General features: G+C 41.6%; 17 protein-coding genes. 1 reads left to right on the plus strand and 16 read right to left on the minus strand.

Annotation, left to right across the window (positions count from 1 at the left end; translation table 11 throughout):
• Positions 1–4: 4 nt before the first annotated feature.
• The 3 genes from B3297_RS14985 to B3297_RS14995 all read right to left on the minus strand — a co-directional run bounded on the left by B3297_RS14985 (position 5) and on the right by B3297_RS14995 (position 4,812).
• The gene (locus B3297_RS14985; RefSeq protein WP_313158242.1) at positions 5–3,196 is read right to left on the minus strand and encodes a tetratricopeptide repeat protein; all 3,192 of its coding nucleotides are present in this window, start codon (positions 3,194–3,196) and stop codon (positions 5–7) included.
• The gene (locus B3297_RS14990; RefSeq protein WP_286779084.1) at positions 3,190–3,372 is read right to left on the minus strand and encodes a hypothetical protein; all 183 of its coding nucleotides are present in this window, start codon (positions 3,370–3,372) and stop codon (positions 3,190–3,192) included. Before B3297_RS14990 ends, B3297_RS14985 begins: the two co-directional genes overlap by 7 nt.
• Positions 3,373–3,435: 63 nt before the next feature.
• Complete coding sequence (locus B3297_RS14995; RefSeq protein WP_112375099.1) at positions 3,436–4,812, minus strand: sugar porter family MFS transporter; 1,377 nt, start codon at positions 4,810–4,812, stop codon at positions 3,436–3,438.
• Positions 4,813–4,941: 129 nt separating this feature from the next.
• On the opposite strand from B3297_RS14995, the gene B3297_RS15000 reads away from it, so the two are divergent.
• Positions 4,942–5,835 carry an AraC family transcriptional regulator gene (locus B3297_RS15000; protein ID WP_286779085.1) on the plus strand — a complete coding sequence of 298 codons (894 nt, stop codon included), beginning with the start codon at positions 4,942–4,944 and terminating at the stop codon, positions 5,833–5,835.
• 164 nt (positions 5,836–5,999) lie between these two features.
• On the opposite strand, the gene B3297_RS15005 is transcribed toward B3297_RS15000, so the two are convergent.
• The 13 genes from B3297_RS15005 to B3297_RS15065 all read right to left on the minus strand — a co-directional run bounded on the left by B3297_RS15005 (position 6,000) and on the right by B3297_RS15065 (position 20,811).
• On the minus strand, positions 6,000–6,752 hold the full coding sequence (locus B3297_RS15005; RefSeq protein WP_312129259.1) for an enoyl-CoA hydratase/isomerase family protein: 753 nt from the start codon (positions 6,750–6,752) through the stop codon (positions 6,000–6,002).
• Between the two features lie 32 nt (positions 6,753–6,784).
• Positions 6,785–9,259, minus strand: a complete 2,475-nt coding sequence (locus B3297_RS15010) for a DUF5686 family protein (protein ID WP_286779086.1) — start codon at positions 9,257–9,259, stop codon at positions 6,785–6,787.
• 192 nt (positions 9,260–9,451) lie between these two features.
• On the minus strand, positions 9,452–10,828 hold the full coding sequence (locus tag B3297_RS15015; protein WP_286779087.1) for an NADH-quinone oxidoreductase subunit N: 1,377 nt from the start codon (positions 10,826–10,828) through the stop codon (positions 9,452–9,454).
• A 17-nt stretch (positions 10,829–10,845) separates the two neighbouring features.
• Positions 10,846–12,288, minus strand: a complete 1,443-nt coding sequence (locus B3297_RS15020) for a complex I subunit 4 family protein (RefSeq protein WP_286767462.1) — start codon at positions 12,286–12,288, stop codon at positions 10,846–10,848.
• 14 nt (positions 12,289–12,302) lie between these two features.
• Positions 12,303–14,225, minus strand: coding sequence for an NADH-quinone oxidoreductase subunit L (nuoL, locus tag B3297_RS15025; RefSeq protein WP_286779088.1), 1,923 nt, complete (start codon positions 14,223–14,225; stop codon positions 12,303–12,305).
• Positions 14,226–14,244: 19 nt separating this feature from the next.
• On the minus strand, positions 14,245–14,574 hold the full coding sequence (gene nuoK / locus B3297_RS15030; protein ID WP_046673084.1) for an NADH-quinone oxidoreductase subunit NuoK: 330 nt from the start codon (positions 14,572–14,574) through the stop codon (positions 14,245–14,247).
• On the minus strand, positions 14,574–15,071 hold the full coding sequence (locus tag B3297_RS15035) for an NADH-quinone oxidoreductase subunit J (RefSeq protein ID WP_070560985.1): 498 nt from the start codon (positions 15,069–15,071) through the stop codon (positions 14,574–14,576). Before B3297_RS15035 ends, nuoK begins: the two co-directional genes overlap by 1 nt.
• A gap of 11 nt (positions 15,072–15,082) precedes the next feature.
• On the minus strand, positions 15,083–15,592 hold the full coding sequence (locus tag B3297_RS15040) for a NuoI/complex I 23 kDa subunit family protein (protein WP_070560982.1): 510 nt from the start codon (positions 15,590–15,592) through the stop codon (positions 15,083–15,085).
• Between the two features lie 13 nt (positions 15,593–15,605).
• Positions 15,606–16,646: an NADH-quinone oxidoreductase subunit NuoH gene (nuoH, locus tag B3297_RS15045; protein WP_286779089.1), complete on the minus strand. Its 1,041-nt coding sequence runs from the start codon at positions 16,644–16,646 to the stop codon at positions 15,606–15,608.
• 8 nt (positions 16,647–16,654) lie between these two features.
• Complete coding sequence (locus B3297_RS15050) at positions 16,655–17,674, minus strand: 2Fe-2S iron-sulfur cluster-binding protein (RefSeq protein ID WP_286779090.1); 1,020 nt, start codon at positions 17,672–17,674, stop codon at positions 16,655–16,657.
• A 30-nt stretch (positions 17,675–17,704) separates the two neighbouring features.
• On the minus strand, positions 17,705–19,060 hold the full coding sequence (nuoF, locus tag B3297_RS15055) for an NADH-quinone oxidoreductase subunit NuoF (RefSeq protein WP_070560976.1): 1,356 nt from the start codon (positions 19,058–19,060) through the stop codon (positions 17,705–17,707).
• A 1-nt stretch (position 19,061) separates the two neighbouring features.
• Complete coding sequence (gene nuoE, locus B3297_RS15060) at positions 19,062–19,583, minus strand: complex I 24 kDa subunit family protein (protein WP_112375107.1); 522 nt, start codon at positions 19,581–19,583, stop codon at positions 19,062–19,064.
• A complete protein-coding gene (locus B3297_RS15065; protein ID WP_075990306.1) occupies positions 19,576–20,811 on the minus strand; it encodes an NADH-quinone oxidoreductase subunit D in 1,236 nt (411 codons plus the stop codon). The genes nuoE and B3297_RS15065 overlap by 8 nt, the downstream gene beginning before the upstream one ends.
• Between the last annotated feature and the right edge of the window lies 1 nt (position 20,812).

Genomic DNA, 20,812 nt, shown 5'->3' on the forward strand with positions numbered 1-20,812 from the left:
GAAATTAATTCTTTAAAGAAGTTTCACCTAAGAAAGAATGCATGATAGCCTGGCTCCCCTGGTGATTGGGATCCAACTGCCGAACTTGTGCAAAATAATCCATTGCTAGAGCACGATCCCCATTCCCCAAATACCCCAATCCCATGACATACAGACAATGTATTTTATTCTTATCATCCAGATTTTCCTCCCAAATATCCATATCAGGTAAGGAAACTGCAAAATAATCTATTTTAAAGGGCTTGTCAATAAATAACTTTCCATGATCTATTAAACATTGAAAACGTTGCTCAGCTCGCCCTGGATCACCAAGCTCATGCCAGGCTAAACCTTGATAGAATATCTTATCTGGTTGTGGATCATTATAGAAAAGGGCTTGCTGGGGTTCATCAGCACCTTCTGTTGCTTTATAGAAATAAACCTTAGCTTCTTCTTCCCGACCCAATAAACGATAGACAAGCCCTTTATAATAGTGAATGTCGTTTTGCTCCATGGTAATCAGCTTACCTTCACCAAGATTATGTGGATAATAATCAATTGCCTCTAGCAAGGAAAGCGCCTGCTGCGGTTCATTTTGCAATATCGATTTTTTGGCCAATTCCAGCTGACATATCGTGTATTGACGAGAGACCTTACCTTCTCCTCCTTCCCAGGGCTTAAACTGCCGGGAAGCAAGCAACGTTTTCGCGCGCTCGTATTCGCCCAACAGATTAAACAGGGTGATCCGCTCCAAGAATAGATCATCTCTAAGCGTCACCAAATTTGGATATCGATCGAGTAACGCCAACCTCTCTTTGTAAGGACGGCCCTCCTTTTTGTAAAGCTGATGAAGCTCCATGAGTAAACGTGCATCAGTTTCATCCAATGAAAATGCCTGCTCCAATAAAGTCACGGCTTCCTTCTTCTTACCTATCCGATTATAATAAGCTAAAGCCAAATTGCGAAAAACGGTAGGAAACTCTCCATCCAATTGGATCGCATGCTCCCAACAGTCTGCCGCATCCTGATGCTGTCTTTTTCCATACCAAAGATTGCCCAAATAATACGAGGCTTTTGCGTCAGCACTATTTAAACCGATGGCATGTCGGAGAATTGCAATCTCTTCCAAACGATTTGGAAAACAATAGGTAGGATCCATAGTCATGGCCTGATCACAGTAACTCTTTGCCCTGTCGCGCAAGCCTAACTGGGTCGCAAAATAACCTAGTGTATAATATACCATAGGGTATACTAAGCTTACGTCTTCAATGGTTTTTTCCAGCAGTAACGATGCTTCTTCATACAGACCGGCATGCGCAAAATCCAATGCGTACTCAATCACACTATGAATATTTACACGCGCTAAATCGAGAATAGGAGAAAAAATGGATTCTTCTTTATTTAACAGGTACCATTCGAATCGACAGCCCATATTAAAGGGATCCAATTCCATTGATTCCTGAATAAATGCTAAAGCGGCATCTTTTACCCCAAGTTTTCTTAAAATAGAGGCCTTCAGCTGTCGTCCTTTGTGGTGATACCAGTTTCGGCTCAATGAGTGATCTATTTTTTCCAAAGCAGCTTTCCAATCGCCTCTCTTTGCATCAATTTGTGCCAAACCAAAATAGCCAGAGTCCTTCCAGGCTGCATTCCATGTTGCTTTGTAGAAAGCTGAATAAGCTCCATTCAAATCCCCAGATAGTTGCAGAGCTACACCTAGGTTGTAATAAGGTTCTCCATCATAAGGATTGGGATTACGCTCCGTAGCGCGTGCGATAGCGGTCTCAAAATAAGGAATAGACTCCTTTATCTTACCGCTTCGCAACAAGAAAACACCCATTGCATTATTACATCGGATATCGTTCGGTTCACGTCGCAGCGCTTCCTTATAATAATCCAATGGATTATAAGTTGCATGTCGGTACTGTTCCAAATGCTGTCCCGTCAAAAACAATTCTTCGATAGAACGAATATCTTCGGGTAGCAATGCTGCCTGTGCTGGTTTGGGTATGTCTTTAGCATCCTTTGCCTCCTCTTGCTGGTAGAACAATATTTCATGGTTATTTTTATCGTACACAGTCAATAGGAGTTCGGTTGGATCACTGTCCAATCCAGCAACACTTTGGGTATAAATATTCCGAGGAGAACAGTCCGTTTGTTCGTCCAAATAGATTTTACCTGCCGTATTGCGTAACAAAATACGTATACCTTCATACGTCCCCGTTGTATATAAGACAATGCGAGCGGTCTGCTCCCTAACCTCCATATTGAGCACCACACCTTTTGTTGCATTTTTCACCTGTCCGACTTCTGCGTAAGGCATAAAATACTGAGACCAGGATTTCACTTCATAAGGTTGTAACCAAGCAAAATCAGGCTGATTATCGGTATATACACCGGCCATCAATTCAATGTACGGTCCATTTTCATCGGTCAAATTTCTATCCCAGGCGACACCAAAATCACCATTTCCCCAGGTCCACTGTTTTTTCCCGGGTGAAATGTGATGATCGGCCACATGCAACATCCCCGCATTGGTCTCACCGGCCTCATAGCCGCCAACGAAATTGTATTTCGATTGAATGGCCATATAGGATGTCGGAACAGGAATATTCTTGTATTGTGCTATATCAACACCAGCTGAGTAGTCGTACTTGTAGTAGGTCCCCGTAGCAATCGGAAAAGAGGAAACCTCTCGCTTTCCATGATCAAAAACGGCATTGACATCGGGAGGGAAGACGGAAAAATAGTCATCATTCACAACAACAGCCGGATTGGCCCACCACAGAAAGGTTTGTGGCAATGCTGTCCGATTATATACCTGAACCTTAATTTCTAGATATGCTTTATCGGGATGCAAAGTAAATCCCTGCATGGCCTTCATCCGAAACATACGTTCGATTTCGTTGCACCAAACCGTAATGCTTCCGTCGCTATTGTGTTCGATTAAATGCTCTGTTGGCATAAAAGTAGTCGGTCGATGATGCTGTGGCCAATTAAATTCAATCCCTCCCGAAATCCAAGGGCCAGTAAGCCCTACCAGAGCCGGCTTGATCACTTCGTTATAGTATACAAAATGCCGTTCTCTGACTTTATCATAAGCCATATGAACCCGCCCACCTAAGGCTGGAAGAATCATCACCTTGATATATTCATTTTCAAGAAATAGCGCCTGATAGATCTTGTTTCGCTTCTGATCGCTAATTTTCTCTATGATTGGATAGGGATATACTCCCCTGAGCTACCTTGATATACGCGTTTTTCTGCAAATATGGGATTCTTCTCCATCGTTCCAATCTCGTATGTTGGAATAGCAACTTGCTCCTCCCATGCTTTTACGATCCCTTTTTGATCCACTGTTGATTTTATGAGGTAACGAGTCAATTCTGTCATTTTCTTAATACGCTAATAGGTTTATATAGGTCGAGTTGATTCAGTTGATTATCCGGGTGCCAATTATCCTTCCAGTTCCTGTTCAATTTCTTCTAAGCTTTTTCCTTTGGTCTCTTTCAATCGGCTCCATAGAAACAGACAACCGATAAAACAGACTCCACCATACAGCCAGAATGTACCAGCTGCTCCCAGGTTTTGATTCAGTAAAGGAAACGTATAGGTGAGCACAAAACATGCAATCCATAATAACGATGTTGCAATCGCCATGGCCTGCGCCCTTACAGCGGTAGGGAATATTTCGGCGATAATTACCCAAGTTACAGGAGCCAAGGTCATCGCATATACCGCAATTCCGGCCAGTACAAGGAGAAGCACAAAAATGCCCCTGCAATTGAAATAATAACATGCTCCTAAGGCAATATAAATCACAAAAAGGCCTGCTGATCCGAAAAGCATCAATGCGCGACGACCAATTCGATCAACCAGATACATGCCAATGAATGTAAAAATGACATTGATCACGCCAGTGATAATAATATTGAAAAGCATCCCCGAAACCGTATATCCAGCAGCTGTAAAGATTTCCTGGGCATAATTAAAAATAACATTAATCCCACACCATTGCTGAAAAACCGCAATAAAGCTTCCTAGCAACAACAACCGTAGCAGCTTCCCCTGAAATAAATTTCTCTTTCGGGATTTAGCCTGACTTAGTTCAGCCGCCTCGGCAATAGAACGTATATTTTCTGCTGCATACTCCTCTCCACCCATGCGTAAAAACACACGTTTTGCCTGTTCGTGCTTCCCTTTTGTATATAACCAGCGCGGACTTTCAGGAATCAGGAAAAGTAGCAATAAAAAAATAACCGCCGGGATCGCTCCTGCCCAAAACATCCATCTCCACCCCTCTTGCGCATTCCAGGTTTCTAGCATAGATTCTCCGCCTAAAACCGGCTTTGCAATGAGCCAATTGACCACTTGTGCTGCAAGGATGCCCAGTACAATGGTCAACTGATTGATCGATACAAATTTCCCTCGACTTTCTGCGGGGGCGATCTCAGCAATATACATCGGTGCCAAATTGGAGGCTACACCAATACCTATCCCGCCCAAAATCCGATAGATAATAAAAGTGTCCAGTTCGGACGCCATACCGGTTCCCACTGCAGACATTATAAATAAAATTGCAGCAGTATAAATCAGCGGTTTTCTGCCATAGCGATCGGCCAATCCCCCCGAGAGTAGTACACCAACGAAGCTTCCCACAATCGCCGAAGACATGGCCCAGCCCTGCAATGCAGGATCGGACTCCAAATGAAAATAAGCCTCGTAAAATGGCTTTGCACCACCAATAACTACCCAATCATACCCAAATAGAAATCCACCGATAGCAGCCACAAAAGTGATCAATAGCAGATAGGTCGTCGCAGTCTTTTGCATAAGAGTTTACATATTTAGATTTACTTAGGTAAAATTAATGGAATACTTGGGGAGAATCATGTAAGTGAACACGATAAACATGTAAAATATTACTATTTTTATACGAATAACCAAAAATAAGCCCGATTTATGAAACAAAACCAAGATGTCATCGCTGAAGGATTCAAAGGAGAAAAGGCGATTGTCCTTCCCTATGCCGTATGCAATTACCTGACAAGCAACAACATCACATCAAAATTACACATCACACATATCGGCTATTATCCCAATGCTAAAAAACACTACCGTGATCGTCAAGAAGGATGTAAGGAATATATTCTGATTTATTGCGAAGAAGGAAGCGGTTGGATAAAACAGGATAAAACAACGCACAACCTTAAAAGAAACGATATATACATTATCCCGAGAGATAGCGCTCATTGCTATGGCGCAAAATCAAATGACCCCTGGAGCATCTATTGGATTCATTTCGACGGCACAGATGCAGTTCTTTTTCAACATATCATGGGCGAAGTGATTCATATAGATGACGCGGATTCAAACAAACATGCCAACCGCATCCAGCTCTTCGAGAGCATCTACAAAAACCTGGAAATGGGGTATAGTCCAGAAAATTTGGAGTATACGAGTTTTTGCTTTCAATATTTTTTAGCGTCCATTCAATATCAGGCTCATTTTAGAGAAGGTAACCGAATTCAAGTAGATAATATCATACAGGACATCATTATATTTATGAAAGACAATCTGGAAAACAATATCAACTTGGATGATATTTCAGCACATTTCAACTATTCCAAGTCACATCTTATTAACTTGTTCAAGCAGAAAACATCTTACCCACCCATGGTGTATTACAATCAACTCCGTATGCAAAGGGCTTGCTCCTATCTGCAATTTACCCTACTTAAGATTAAAGAAATCGCATTCAAACTCCATTTTTATGACCCCTTTCATTTTTCAAAAGCGTTTACACGGGAAATGAAAATGTCGCCACAGGAATATCGCAAAAAATATCAAAAATAATGTCGGTTAAAGCTTTCTGATTCAGATTCATGAGCCATCTTAACCAATGCCGCAAAACGATTGGCGCTCAATCCGAACCTCCTTTCTTGGTCTTATTTTACCTCTTCATCGATACTCAAACCTGACAATACACGGCGTATGGCGTTTCACGAATTACAGCGGCATTATTCAAAATTGGGTGTCCTTTTCGCTAAAAATGCGGAAACACCTTCTTTGAAATCTTCTGTTCCGAACAGATGTCCGAAAGCATCCATTTCCACCTTACTCCCGTTTTGTTGTTTATCTTCAGCAGCGTTAATAGCAGTAATAGCATTTGCCACTGCAACGCGAGAGCGCGTAAATATCTTATGGAGTATTTCCTCCGCACGGGCAATTAGTTTATCCTGTGCGATCACCTCATTGACCAATCCTAGTTCATAGGCTCGCTGCGCGTCAATCATATCACCCGTTAAAATCATTTGCATAGCCTGTCCTTTTCCGATCAACTTGGGTAAACGCTGCGTACCACCATAACCCGGAATCAGTCCCAAAGAAACCTCCGGCAGTCCCATTTTTGCATTGTCAGACGCTATACGAATATGGCAGGCTAAAGCCATCTCCAGCCCTCCGCCTAAAGCATACCCATTTATTGCAGCAATAACTGGCTTCGGAGAACCTTCAATAAGGTCCGAAAAAATAATATGTCCTCGTTCACTGAGCCACCGTGCTTGAATTACAGATAAATCCATAAATTCCTTAATGTCTGCCCCTGCAGCGAATGCTTTAAGCCCAGCGCCTGTCAGGATAATACCTCTTACGTGGTCATCGGCATTGAAATGCATGAAGATATCTTGCAATTCGTCAAGGGTTTCCTGATTCAACGCATTCAGCTGGGGTTCGCGATTAATGATAACATAGCCGATGCTATCTTTAATCACATAATTTAAATTTGAATATTGGACCATAATTGCTAAAAATTAAAATGTAAGGATGCTGTAAAGGTATCAGAAGGTATGCCTTCACCACCACTATAGCTTAATCTCTTTTTATACTCTAATCTAATCAATTTAAAGATATTATCCACCCCCACTAGCCCTTCTACATACGGTTTGTTACGCACTGCTTTTGTTTGGATAATACCATTTTTGTCCGCTTCAAACTGAATATTTTCGGGCGTTACAAAGGGGTTGTTGGCATCGCTTAACTTTCCATAAAAAGCCTTAAATCCCGTCACTTCACGCCATTTTAACCGCCTGAACAACGGAATTCTATTGAAAAAGAAACCATTCCAGTTGTGGTAATAGGTCAGTTTCAAAAACTGGTCTGAAACAAATTCCGAGGTAGCCATCAAGTCAAAATTCACCAACGGTCCCTGCTTATCTCTATTGACATCAGGGAGTTCCAGTAAGGTATAAGGCAGATGTTTCCCCCAAATTCTTCCTCCTGAAAACTCAAAATCCGCCTGCCCCGCTGGGGATAAAAATAGTCGTTTGAAAATGCTAAAGCGTAATGCATCATAACTATAGTCTGCGCCCCAAAATCCTTTCAGTCCTTTATTATATTGCAGGGTAAAAATGGGATATTTGTTTTCTACGGTTCCTCTGTCGAGATTATGATAAGTAAATTCTTCATTCGGAGCCCAACGTAAAATCAGCTGTAGGTCATTTGTATTGACTTGTCGGACAGTATCAGGTAAAGGTAGGCTATTGATATAAAACAAGTCAGCGCGCGGTTGTCTGCGGGTATGCGTAAACGCCGTTCCTACGCTAACATGGTTCCCAAATTCGATCAGATGATCGATACGATAGATATCATTAAATTGCCATTTATTAGGCCTGTTTTTCCCAAAAGAACGGAAGAAACCATCCCCTTTTAAAAAACCCAAACCTCGCCCCGGTTCCATGACGTCATGCTGTACTGTAAAGCGTAAATAATTTGCCGGAAACTGAACAATACGTTCTCCATTTAAAGTAAATGCCGTACTCAGGTAGTACTTTAGCTCTTTGTCCTTATCGCCATAGGCTGTGTATCCTTCAATGTAGGCTTTTTCCGAAAATAAACGCGTCGTCCGACCACTCAGGCGCACACGATTGCCCTCGTAATTATTGCGGCTATAAAGATATTCCAGTGGACCAAACTCAACTTTCCCGGCATTATAATATCCCTTTGCTAACAAATAACCCAGTGCTACTAACTGATTAAAAGAACGCATATTCTGTACCGAATCAACCTTTTGATAGGCTCCTAATTCAGCATGGCTTAACGGAGTTGGTCTAACCCCTACAATGGGTACCTGCGGTGCGGACTGGAGGAGATACCTCTTTTCAACTGGTACACCAGCAAAATTCTCATTCGAAATAGAATCTGTGCGATGTCCCAAGTATTGGGTTTCCCTGCGTCCATACAATACATCTGACTTGCTCCCACCAAATAACATTTTTAGATCTGCACGAACAGGGAGCATGCTACCATTTTTAAATTCACTATAGCTGAGATCTATTTGCACGTCATTGATCCAATTGATATTTGCAGAACGTCCGATATTCAAAGTTGCGCTATGAACAGCATACCTTGTATCATCTGAGATCAGAAGATCACCGTAGAAGAGCAGATCAATAGCCGATTTACCTTCAAAATGGAGCTCAATATAATCCTTGCCTTCGATCTTGACCGTATCTTGAATTTTGTACCTATAAAACGCTGTAGCACCTGCAGCAATTGGGCTCAAGACTCCTTTGTTTGTGATCTGAATTGTATTATCATAGAGATCAACATCACGGAGTATCGTTTGAAACCGCGTCTGCCAATTGTCATTGTTAAAAAAGCGTGGATTTAATTCGGTCTGATTGTGGCTGATGACAATCTTCTTACTACGATCTGGATTATGGGATGAATAGATATTGGCATAGTTTTCTTCCAAATAAAAGGGTGCAATGGTCTGCCCCCTAAAAGCTGTAGAATCGACATTTTCAAAGAGGAATCGGAATGGTTTCGGAAATTTTTTCGCTTTATCCTCAGGATTGACAAAACCAAATTGCGTCTTCTCATATTCGTCAAAACGAATTTCAGGTATACGGGTATAATGATTTTGTGGTCGATGTGCTATCACCTGTTCGATCAGTGCAATAGCTGGATCTTTAGGCTTTTTGTTTCTTCTATTGACCACGACCTCCTCTAATGTATTATTCGAGGCAATTAAGTGCACGGTCAGCATTGAATCCTGTAAACGACGAACATCCACCGTACGCCGCTCATACCCCACCGCTCCAAAGACAAGCTGTCTGTATTTCTTGATATCCAGAATCTTAAAAAACCCAAGGGTATCGCTGCTACCACCGCTATCTCCATCAAGCCAGTTAATTGAAACCCTTGAAATACCCTTGCCTGTTTGTGCATCAATGACCTTTCCACGAATAAAGTCCTGTGCAATTACTTTTCCACCCATACAGAAGAATAGTAACACACTTAAAACACGAATCGAAAAAGATTTAACACACACTTTAAACGCCATCTGCAATTTGATAGGATTTCTTTTTTACAATATACAATTTGTATGCAAGAGTTATACCAATAAAAATAAAAAAAGCACAGCGAAATCGCCATGCTCTAATAAACAACAAGTATTTTAACAGAAACTTTATATTAATTTTAAAAGGCAGTCTGGATATACCCCAATTAAGATTGTAAGCGCTACGGCAAGGAATAATACAAATGAATAATTCCACTGTACATTGACACAGGATTCGTCACTGTCTCTAAAGTACATCGCAACAACAACTTTCAAGTAGTAATACACGGCAATTCCTGCATTGATTACAGCCAATACAAGCAAAACAATATGATAATTTTCCATAACAGAAGAAAACATCATAAACTTACCGATAAATCCAGCTGTCAGTGGTATACCCGCAAGAGAAAGCATTGCTATCGTGATGGCAAATGCGAGCAAAGGATTTCTCTTGCCCAAGCCATTGAAAGCTTCAAAATGTTCGGAGCCGGTCGTTTTCTTGACTAGGATCAATCCTGTAAAAGCAACAATGGTGGCTAGAGAGTAGGCAAGGCCATAAGCAAAGATACTATTAGCCGAGGTAGCCCCAACTGCTACAATCGCAAATAACATATACCCGGCGTGCGAAACGCTCGAATAAGCAAGCATACGTTTGAAGGAAGACTGCATTAATGCAGAAATATTTCCAACAAATAAGGTGAGAATGGCGATCACTAAGAAAACCGGAGTCCAAAAATCTTGTAAAGGCAATAGACTATAACTGAATAAACGTAACAATCCAGAAAAAGAGGCAACTTTAACCACGGTGCTCATATAACTGGTAATCAATATCGGAGCCCCATCATAAACATCTGGTGTCCAGAAATGAAAGGGAACAGCGCCCACTTTGAACGTCAGTCCCACAATGAGAAGCAATATACCTCCATAAAACAAAGGCGAAATTGCCTGTGGGTTATTGACAACATAGTCTTTGATTTCACTTAAATCAAATGATCCTGTGGCCCCGTACAAAAGGGCAATACCAAACAATAGAAAGCCCGTAGAGAAAGCCCCCATCAAAAAGTACTTTAATGCAGCTTCATTTGATGCTTTGTCTCTTTTACGTATACCCACCAAAATGTAAAGCGCTACAGACATAATTTCAATACCTAAAAAAAGCATTGAAAAATTATGATAACTATTCACAAGAACAGCACCTGTGAGGGAGAAAATTAATAAGGAATAATATTCCGCAATTTGTCCCTCCTCATCAAAATAGCCCTTTGAGATAACAAAAATGCACAAGGTAACTGCGATACATAAGATTGAGAAGGCAATAGCAAAATGATCAAAATGAACCATCCCACTATAGAGCGGTCCACTGGTCGAAGTCCAATCATTCCATAAAAAACCAATAGCGACCAAGAAGCCAAGAATAGAAACAGGCAGTAGCATAGATTTCATCTTGAATAAACCAAGATAAAGGACGACTAATGCTAATATCGAAAGTGTAATTATTGCACCCATACAATTAAATATATCTATTATCTGCCTAAAAATGTACTTAAAACTTCCACGGAACCTGCAGAAAGGTTCAATAGGAAATTAGGGAATATACCAATATAAAGGATCAAGACGGAGACAACCGTCAATACAATAAGTTCCGTTCCTTTTACATCTTCAAATTGTACAGTTTTTTCGGTCGTTTCCCCCAACATCGTTCCTTGGTAAAGCCTAAGGATATAAACTGCGCCCAGAATTAAGGTTAGACCCGCGAAAACAGCAAACCAAAATCCATACTGAAAAACGCCTTTCAATAATAAAAACTCACCAATGAATCCATTCGTCAATGGTAACCCCACTGCCCCCATACAAATAATCATAAAGAAGATGGCCAAACGAGGCGCCTTGCTTGCTATTCCGCCAAGCGCTGTGAGACTACGCGTCTGTGTGCGCTGCTGTATAATATCCAACACATAAAAAAGCCCGATCACAGAAATACCGTGATTTAACATTTGAATAGTTGCTCCACTCAGGCCATTCGTATTCCATGTGAAGACACCGGCACTAATTAAGCCAACGTGGGCTATTGAGGAATACGCGATCAATCGCTTCACATCGTCCTGTTTAATTGCGATAATGGAAGCATAAACGATCCCAATAACGCATAAGATCATTGCAAAATGCCCATACAGCGCAACACCAGTTGGTGCAATAGGCAATAGCCAACGCATTAAACCGTAAACCCCCATTTTGAGCATGATACCTGCCAACAACATCGTGCCCGCTGCAGGTGCGTTTGTATACGTATTGGGTTGCCAAGTATGAAAAGGAAAAATTGGTATTTTGATAGCAAAAGCAACAAAAAATGCCCAAAATAACCACCGCTGCGTATTTTCTCCCAAATCTAAGGCAATAAATGAGGTCCATTCAAAATCACGGTTGGGCACTTGTTGATAGAGATAAAGAATACCGATCAACATCAAAAGGCTACCCAAAAAAGTATAAATAAAAAATTTTAAATTGACACGAATACGATCTCCTTCACCCCAAAGCGCGCAAATAAAATAAATCGGTATCAAGGCAATCTCCCAACCCACATAAAAAGTAAAAGCATCCAGGGCCATAAATACGAGCAATAAGCCCGCTTGCATAAAAGCCATTAATGCATAAAAGTTTCCTTTATACTCCTTCTTAAAGGTTGTAGCAATGATTAAAGGCATCAATCCATTTGTCAATAAGATCAACGGCAAGCTAATTCCATCAACGCCGATATGAAAATGAATATGCAACGAAGAAATCCATAGCCAATTTTGTTCAAATTGCATTCCGCCATTTGCGTCAAAAGTACAGAGGAACGGAATAGTCAAAGCCAAAGACAGTAATGATAAAATCAAGGCAATAGACTTTGCAGCATTGGTCTTTAAGAACGTTAGAATCAATGCGCTTATTAACGGCAATAAAATAAGTAAAAACAAGTTATCCATCGATTATACCAAAATTAAAGACTCAACAATCCATAGATGAAAATGGCAATCACCCCAATTACCATCATCAATAAATAAAAACCAACATTACCATTCTGGAGCAAACGCAATACCTTTCCCGTATCAAATGTTGCCTTACCGGCCCCATTAACAACACCGTCAATACCACGTTGATCCACGACATTTCCGAAGAAAGCCGAGAGCCAATTGATGGGACGTACAATGATGCTATCATAGAGCTCATCCACGTAAAACTTATGGTAAGAAAGATTGCCCAAGAAACCACGCGTACCTTCGCCCTCTTCCTGTAACTGTTGTCGTTTAACGTATTTATGAAAAGCCAAGGCAACCATAATCAATACTCCAACAACAGAAATGCCCATGAGTAAATATTCCGTACTATGTTCCAAATGATGAGTTGCAGGCATTATCGCTTTTCCCTCTGAAAACACTGGCGTCAGGAAATCCTCAAGCCAATGGTTACCACCTAAAACAGCTGGTAAATTGATCACTCCTCCGATCACAGAAAGTATAGCCAATACGATGAGTGGCACTGTCATACTCTTTGGAGATTCATGCAAATGATGTTTTTGCTCTTCCGTACCACGGAATGTTCCAGAAAAGGTCATAAACAACATCCTGAACATATAGAAAGCCGTCATTAATGCACCAATAAAACCTAAACCCCATAAAACTGGACTCGCAGCAAATGCCCCCGCCAATATTTCGTCTTTGGAAAAGAAGCCGGAGAAGGGTGGAATTCCTGCAATCGCGATTGTCCCCATCAACATCGTCAGATAAGTAATAGGCATTGCTTTCTTCAAGCCCCCCATTTTTCGCATATCCTGTTCTTCACTCATACCGTGTATAACAGATCCCGCCCCCAGGAATAGTAACGCTTTGAAAAAGGCGTGCGTCAATACATGGAAAAACGCTCCCGTAAATGCTCCGACACCAAGGCCAAGGAACATATAGCCCAATTGCGAAACGGTGGAATAAGCCAATACTTTCTTAATATCATTTTGTGTCAATGCTATCGCAGCAGCCAATAGGGCTGTACAAATAGCGATCACAGAAATGAGCTGCAAGGTAAACGGTGAAAGGATAAACAGTACATTGGAACGTGCAATCATATAAATACCGGCCGTAACCATCGTTGCCGCATGGATCAGGGCCGACACGGGGGTTGGGCCAGCCATGGCATCTGGCAACCAGGTAAATAAAGGTATCTGCGCCGATTTACCTGTTGCAGCAATAAACAACAAAATGGTAATGCTAACGACTGTGATATCACCAACAGCAAAATTCTTGGCCGCAGGAAATACAGTCGAAAATTCCAAGGATCCAAAAGTTCCAAGGATTAAAAATACCGCAAGTAGAAAACCTAAATCACCTATTCTATTCATCACAAATGCTTTTTTTGCCGCATTTGCATACGAACTATTCTTATACCAAAAGCCGATCAATAAATAAGAACATAGCCCTACACCCTCCCAGCCGATGAACATGACCAGGTAATTGGATCCCAATACCAATAGCAACATAAAAAAGATAAAGAGATTCAAATAGGCGAAGAACTTACCAAATCCACGATCATGATGCATATAACCAATCGAATAGACATGGATAAGGAAACCAATCCCTGTAACGATCAGGAGCATGATGGCACTTAGTGGGTCTACCAAAAAGGACAGACCGATCTTGAGATTGCCCACCGCAATCCAGTCAAATACATGTTGTTCTATAATACCTGCTTGTCCAGCTTGCCTCGCTTGGTAGACTTCGGAGAAAAGAATACAGCTGCATACAAAAGAAATAAGCACTACAGCGCTGCCAACAGCACCTATCATACCTTTGGAGAAGGCATTCCTACCCAATCCGTTCACAATAAACCCGATTAAGGGCAAAAGGGGAATCAACCAAACTAATTCACTCATCGTATTTATTTCTTAAGTTCTACCAACGAAGTTTATTTAAGGAATCGATATCCACAGACTTCGTATTCCGATATACCATAATAATAATCGCTAGGCCTACGGCAACTTCTGCCGCTGCCAATGCCATGATAAAGAAGACGAAGACCTGTCCTGACGAATCGCCATGCTGCACTGAAAAAGCAGCTAAAAGAAGATTCACCGCATTCAGCATCAATTCAATAGACATCATAATAATAATGACGTTACGGCGAATAAGAACACCGATAACACCAATAACGAAAATAATCGCACAAAAAATCAGATAATGATTTATTGGCACCCCCTGCAACTGTTGAACAACTGTTTCCATTAGATTTGTTTAGGTTCTTTCTTAGCTAATAATATTGCTCCTATCATTGCTGTCAATAACAATAATGATGATAACTCAAAAGGAAGCAAAAATTCGTTAAACAACACCTTACCCAGATTCTTAACCAACCCTATTTCCGGATTAACAACAGTTAAGGGATTAGAAATGTCAAATACGCGGTATACACCGAAGAAAGTCACCAATAGGCAACAACCGGCGATAGCACCCATAAACTTAACCAGATTGGATTTCATGGGTTCGGTATCCTTGTTCAGGTTGAGCAGCATCAGTACAAATAAAAACAACACCATGATGGCTCCCATATATACGATGAAATTCACCACAGCCAAAAACTGTGCATTCAAAAGAATATAATGTATTGTAAACGTAAAAAACGTAATGACCAGATACAGTACACTGTGTACAGGATTTTTTGTAAAAATGGTCAGCAGCGCAAAGAAAATAGACAAGAAGGCTACAAAATAAAATACTGTCATAATTTCCTGGTTTAGCTCTTTAATTTGGTAATATCAAAAGTTGGTTCTACCAATTTATCTTTTCCATAGATAAAATCCTTACGGAGATAATCTGCTGTCACATGCGGTCCATCCAGATAAATCGCTTCTTTAGGACAGGCCTCTTCACATAGACCACAGAAAATACAACGCAACATATTGATTTCATATACCGACGCATACTTTTCCTCGCGATAAAGATTCTCTTCACCTTTTTTCCGCTCGGCGGCAGTCATTGTAATCGCCTCTGCCGGGCAGGACAAAGCACATAATCCACAGGCTGTACAGCGCTCACGCCCTTCCTCATCACGTTTGAGCGAGTGCTGCCCCCTGAAGTTTTTCGAATAAGGTCTTATTTCCTCCGGATATTTAATGGTTGGAATTTTCTTAAAAAAATGCCTTAATGTAATGCGCAAACCTTTGATAATAGCCGGAAAGTATATTCTTTCCGAAAATGTCATCGGTTTTTGTTCAATTACTTTTTTACGATTGGTTAGTTGCATAAAAAGTCCTTTCTTATGAGAAATAAGTATCTTTAATCAATGTAAATACACCTGTGAGTACAATATTGGCAATTGCCAATGGAATCAGCATCTTCCAGCCCAGATTCATCAATTGATCGTAGCGGAAACGTGGTAAAGTCCAACGCACCCACATAAAGAAAAAGATAAACAGCAATATTTTAATGAAGAATACCACTACCCCGATGATCGTGATCATATTGGCCGACCATCCCAGATCATTCATAAAGGGGAAATTATAACCGCCAAAATAAAGTGATGCCATCAATGCAGAGGAAACGAACATGTTAATATATTCGGAAAACATATAGAGTCCCAATTTCATGGAGGAGTACTCCGTATGGTAACCACCGACAAGCTCTGTCTCACATTCCGGTAAATCGAAAGGAACCCGATTACATTCGGCAAAAGCACAGACCATAAAAATGATAAACCCTAGCGGCTGCGCCCAGATATTCCAATTGACAAAACCCGACTGCTGCGCAACGATTTCCTTTAAGGAGAGACTTTGTGTCACCATCAATAAAGCGATAATTGAAAGTCCCATGGCGATCTCATAACTGATGCTCTGCGACGCAGCGCGAATAGCACCCATAAGTGAGAATTTATTATTGGAAGCCCAGCCGCCCAACATAATACCATATACACCTAATGCGATCACACCAAACATATACAATATCCCAACATTAACATCGGCCACCTGCAAGGAAACGACCCGTCCCCCAATTTGCAATTCCTGTCCCCAAGGGATAACCGCCGAGCTAATACAGGCCGTAATAATGGCAATAGTAGGCCCTAAGATAAAAAGTACCTTGTGTGCCCCTGCAGGGATAATTTCCTCCTTAAAGAAGAATTTACCACCGTCACAAAGCGGTTGCAAGATACCAAAGAGACCAGCCCGGTCAGGACCATATCGATCCTGCATAAAACCTGCAATTTTACGCTCAGCAAGTGTCGAATACATCGCAATCACCAGGGTGACAACAAAAATAACAGACACCAGTATTAATTTTTCTATGACAAAAGACCACTCCATGTTTGTGATTATTTCAATTTTTCCGTTCTAGCTAACTGTTCCCGATTTTGTTCCTGCAATATTGGATTTTCTTTAATGACTTTTGGCGGATTAAATAACTCGTAGTGATTGGCAGAAATAACAGAATGTGGATCTATTTCTGTTGGTTCCTCCAAAATCCAATCGCTTGTTTTTTTCTGATCAAAGCGGCAGGTATTACAGATAAATTCTTCCACTTCACCAAACTCATCCTTTCGAGCAGTTACCCGAATGACTTCTTCTCCCTTATACCATAAGGTTACTTTACCTGAACATGTCGGACAATCGCGATGTGCATCGACAGGCTTTGTAAACCATACCCTGTTCTTGAAACGGAAGGTTTTATCCGTCAAAGCTCCCACAGGACAAACATCAATAACATTTCCGGAGAAATCATTGTCGATGACATTTTCAATATAAGTCGATATTTCGGCGTGATCTCCTCTTCCTAGGATACCGTGTACACGCTGGTCGGTCAACTGATTGGCGACATAAACACAACGGTAACATAAGATACAACGGTTCATATGCAATTGGATCTTATCGCCCAGATCAATGCGTTCGAAGGTACGTCGATCGAATTCGTAGCGTGTATGAGCACTACCGTGTTCATATCCAAGATCCTGCAATTTACATTCACCAGCCTGATCGCAGATTGGACAATCTAAGGGATGGTTAATCAATAAGATTTCAACAACACCTTTTCTTGCTTCCACCACCTCTGGCGAAGTAATATTTTGTACTTCCATACCGTCCATCACCGTTGTACGACAAGAAGCCACCAATTTTGGCATCGGCCTCGGATCTTTTTCAGATCCCTTGGAGACTTTGACCAAACAGGTACGGCATTTACCGCCACTTCCCTCCAGTTTGGAGTAGTAACACATTGCCGGAGGGACTATATCTCCACCGATCTGTCTCGCTGCATTTAATATGCTTGTCCCAGGAGCAACCTCTACCGGTATACCATCGATGGTGACCTTAAACTTTACATCTTCCGCTTCTGCCATGATATAATTAATTTATCGTTACAGCTTCTATTATGATACTATTGGTTGTAAAGGATCAGCATAATGTGCCAGTCCATAATTCCGTGTTTGTGACTCTTCCGGATGAAGGATATGCCATTCAAATTCATCCCTAAAATGTCTTATTGCTGCTGCCACAGGCCATGCCGCAGCATCCCCCAATGGACAGATTGTATTCCCTTCAATTTTTCGCTGCACATCCCACAGCAAATCAATGTCTGACATCGAGCCGTGACCGCTCTCGATCTTATGCAGCACCTTCTCCATCCAACCTGTTCCTTCACGACAAGGCGAACACTGCCCACAGCTTTCATGATGATAAAAACGTGCAAAATTCCAGGTATTACGCACCACGCACTGATCCTCATCAAATACGATGAAACCACCCGACCCGAGCATTGTCCCTGTTTGGAAACCACCATCCGCCAATGACTCATAAGTCATCAACCGGCTATTTCCTGCCGCAGTTTTCAAGATCAAGTTAGCGGGTAGGATTGGAACCGAAGAGCCTCCAGCTACGACAGCTTTCATTCGTTTCCCATTGGCAATACCACCACAATATTCATCCGAGTAAATAAACTCTTCCACAGGCAGACCGAGTTCGATCTCATAGACCCCTGGTTTTACAATATTTCCGCTAGCGGAAATTAATTTTGTCCCGGTACTACGCTCCACGCCGATTTTAGCATATTCTTCACCGCCCAAATTGATAATGGGCACTGTGGTCGCAATAGACTCCACATTATTCACCACTGTCGGGCAGTTATATAAACCTGCTATCGCTGGAAAAGGCGGTTTAATACGCGGATTACCCCGTTTACCTTCTAAAGATTCTAATAAAGCCGTTTCCTCACCACAGATATACGCTCCACCTCCCGGCTGAACATAAATCTCCAGATCATAGCCCGAGCCTAAAATATTTTTACCCAAAAAACCTTTTTCCTTGGCTTCAGCAATGGCCCGCTCCAGAATTCTGATTTGCGGCATCATCTCTCCACGCACATAGATATACGATGTATGAGCTCCTAAGGCGAAGCTGGATACAATCATTCCCTCAATGAGCGCATGTGGGATGTGCGTCATCAAATAACGGTCTTTGAATGTTCCTGGTTCAGACTCGTCGGCATTACAGACCAAATAGCGTGGCACCCCTTCAGGTTTAGCCAAAAAGGACCATTTCATGCCCGTAGGAAAACCAGCTCCCCCACGTCCACGTAATCCAGACTTCTTAACCTCTTCAACAACATCCTCAGGAGACATTGTCTTTACTACTTTTTCAACAGCAACATAACCACCTTTTTGTCGATAGACCTCAAAGGTATTGATGCCAGGAACATCGATATGAGTCAACAAAAGTTTACGTGCCATATTATTCTGTTTTAGCTTTTAAATTATCAATCAATTCGTCGACTTTATCTTCTGTCAGATTCTCATAGAATGTATATTCAGGGCCGATCTGTAAGACTGGTCCAAAACCACAGGCGGCCAAACATTCTACACCCCGCCAAGAGAAAAGCCCGTCAGCGGTGACCTGACCTTCCTTTACGCCGAGCTTTTGCTCTAAATGCCCCATGATACGCTCTGCACCGACCAAACAACAAGGTCCGGTACGACAAATCTCCAGTACATATTTTCCTTTAGGTTGCAACAGGAACATGGTATAGAAGGTTGCCACCTCATACACCTCAATAGGCAATATATTCAGGTAAACAGCAACCTTATCCATCGCATCTGCGCTTACCCAGCCATATTCCGCCTGAACCAGATGTAAAATGGGCAATAAGCCTGATTTTTGCTTTCCTTCGGGGTAACGACTTACCACTTCTCCAAACTTGGCTAACAATTCTGGAGAAAAGTTTACGTTTTCATTATGTTGTTTTACACTAAGCATCTAATTCTCCGGCTATAACGTTAAGACTACTCATATTTATAATGGCATCTGAAATCAGCATTCCTGCACTCATTGGCGCGAACATTTGATAATTGACAAAAGAAGGTCTTCTAAAGTGAAGACGATAAGGTGACCGTCCACCATCATGAATCAAATAAAAACCGAGTTCACCATTTGCCCCTTCGACCGCATGATAAACTTCAGCTTTAGGTGTATCCACCTCACCCATGACGATTTTAAAGTGGTAAATTAGAGCTTCCATATTGGTATACACCTGTTCTTTCGGAGGTAAATAGAAATCAGGAACCTCCGCATGGAAGACGCCTTTAGGTTCTTTCTCAATTTTCGCTAATGCCTGTTCAATAATCCGAAGTGATTGCCACATTTCGGCGTTCCGAACCATGAAACGATCGTATACATCACCTGTCGTGCCAACAGGCACATCGAAATCAAATTCTTCATACGAGCAATAAGGATTCTGTACACGCACATCGTAATCTACACCTGTCGCCCGTAAAATAGGACCAGACCAGCCATAATCCAGGGCATCTTCTGCTGTTACAGCAGCAACACCCGACGTTCGTTCAATAAAAATGCGGTTACGAACAAACAACTCTTCAAATTCTTGCAACACCGGAGGATAGCGTTTCAGAAATTCACGTATTTTCTCAAAGGCTATAGCATTGAAATCACGCTCGAAGCCTCCAATACGACCAATGTTCGTTGTCAAACGAGCGCCACAGATTTCTTCAAAGATTTCATAGATAAACTCGCGTTCCTGCATCACATACAAAAAGCCGGAAAAAGCACCCGTATCTACCCCCAAAATACCATTACAAATAATATGATCCGCAATACGGGCAAGCTCCATGACGATAACACGCATATATTGCACCCGCTTAGGAATCTCTATCTTGAGCAACTTTTCAACGGTCATATGCCAGCCCATATTATTGATTGGAGACGAGCAATAATTTAGACGATCAGTCAAAGGCGTTATTTGATAAAAAGGTCGATGTTCAGCAATTTTTTCAAATGCGCGGTGAATATAACCGATCGTGGACACACCACTCACAATACGCTCGCCATCGATTTGTACCACGTTCTGAAATACACCATGCGTAGCGGGATGCGTGGGACCAATATTTAGGGTAATCAACTCGTCTTGCGGATCGTTGTCTTCGAAGACAGGCTGATTAGATGTTATCTTGCTTATAAATTCGCTCATA

The organism is Sphingobacterium sp. UBA3519, assembly GCF_002377215.1.
Taxonomy (GTDB): Bacteria; Bacteroidota; Bacteroidia; order Sphingobacteriales; family Sphingobacteriaceae; genus Sphingobacterium; species Sphingobacterium multivorum.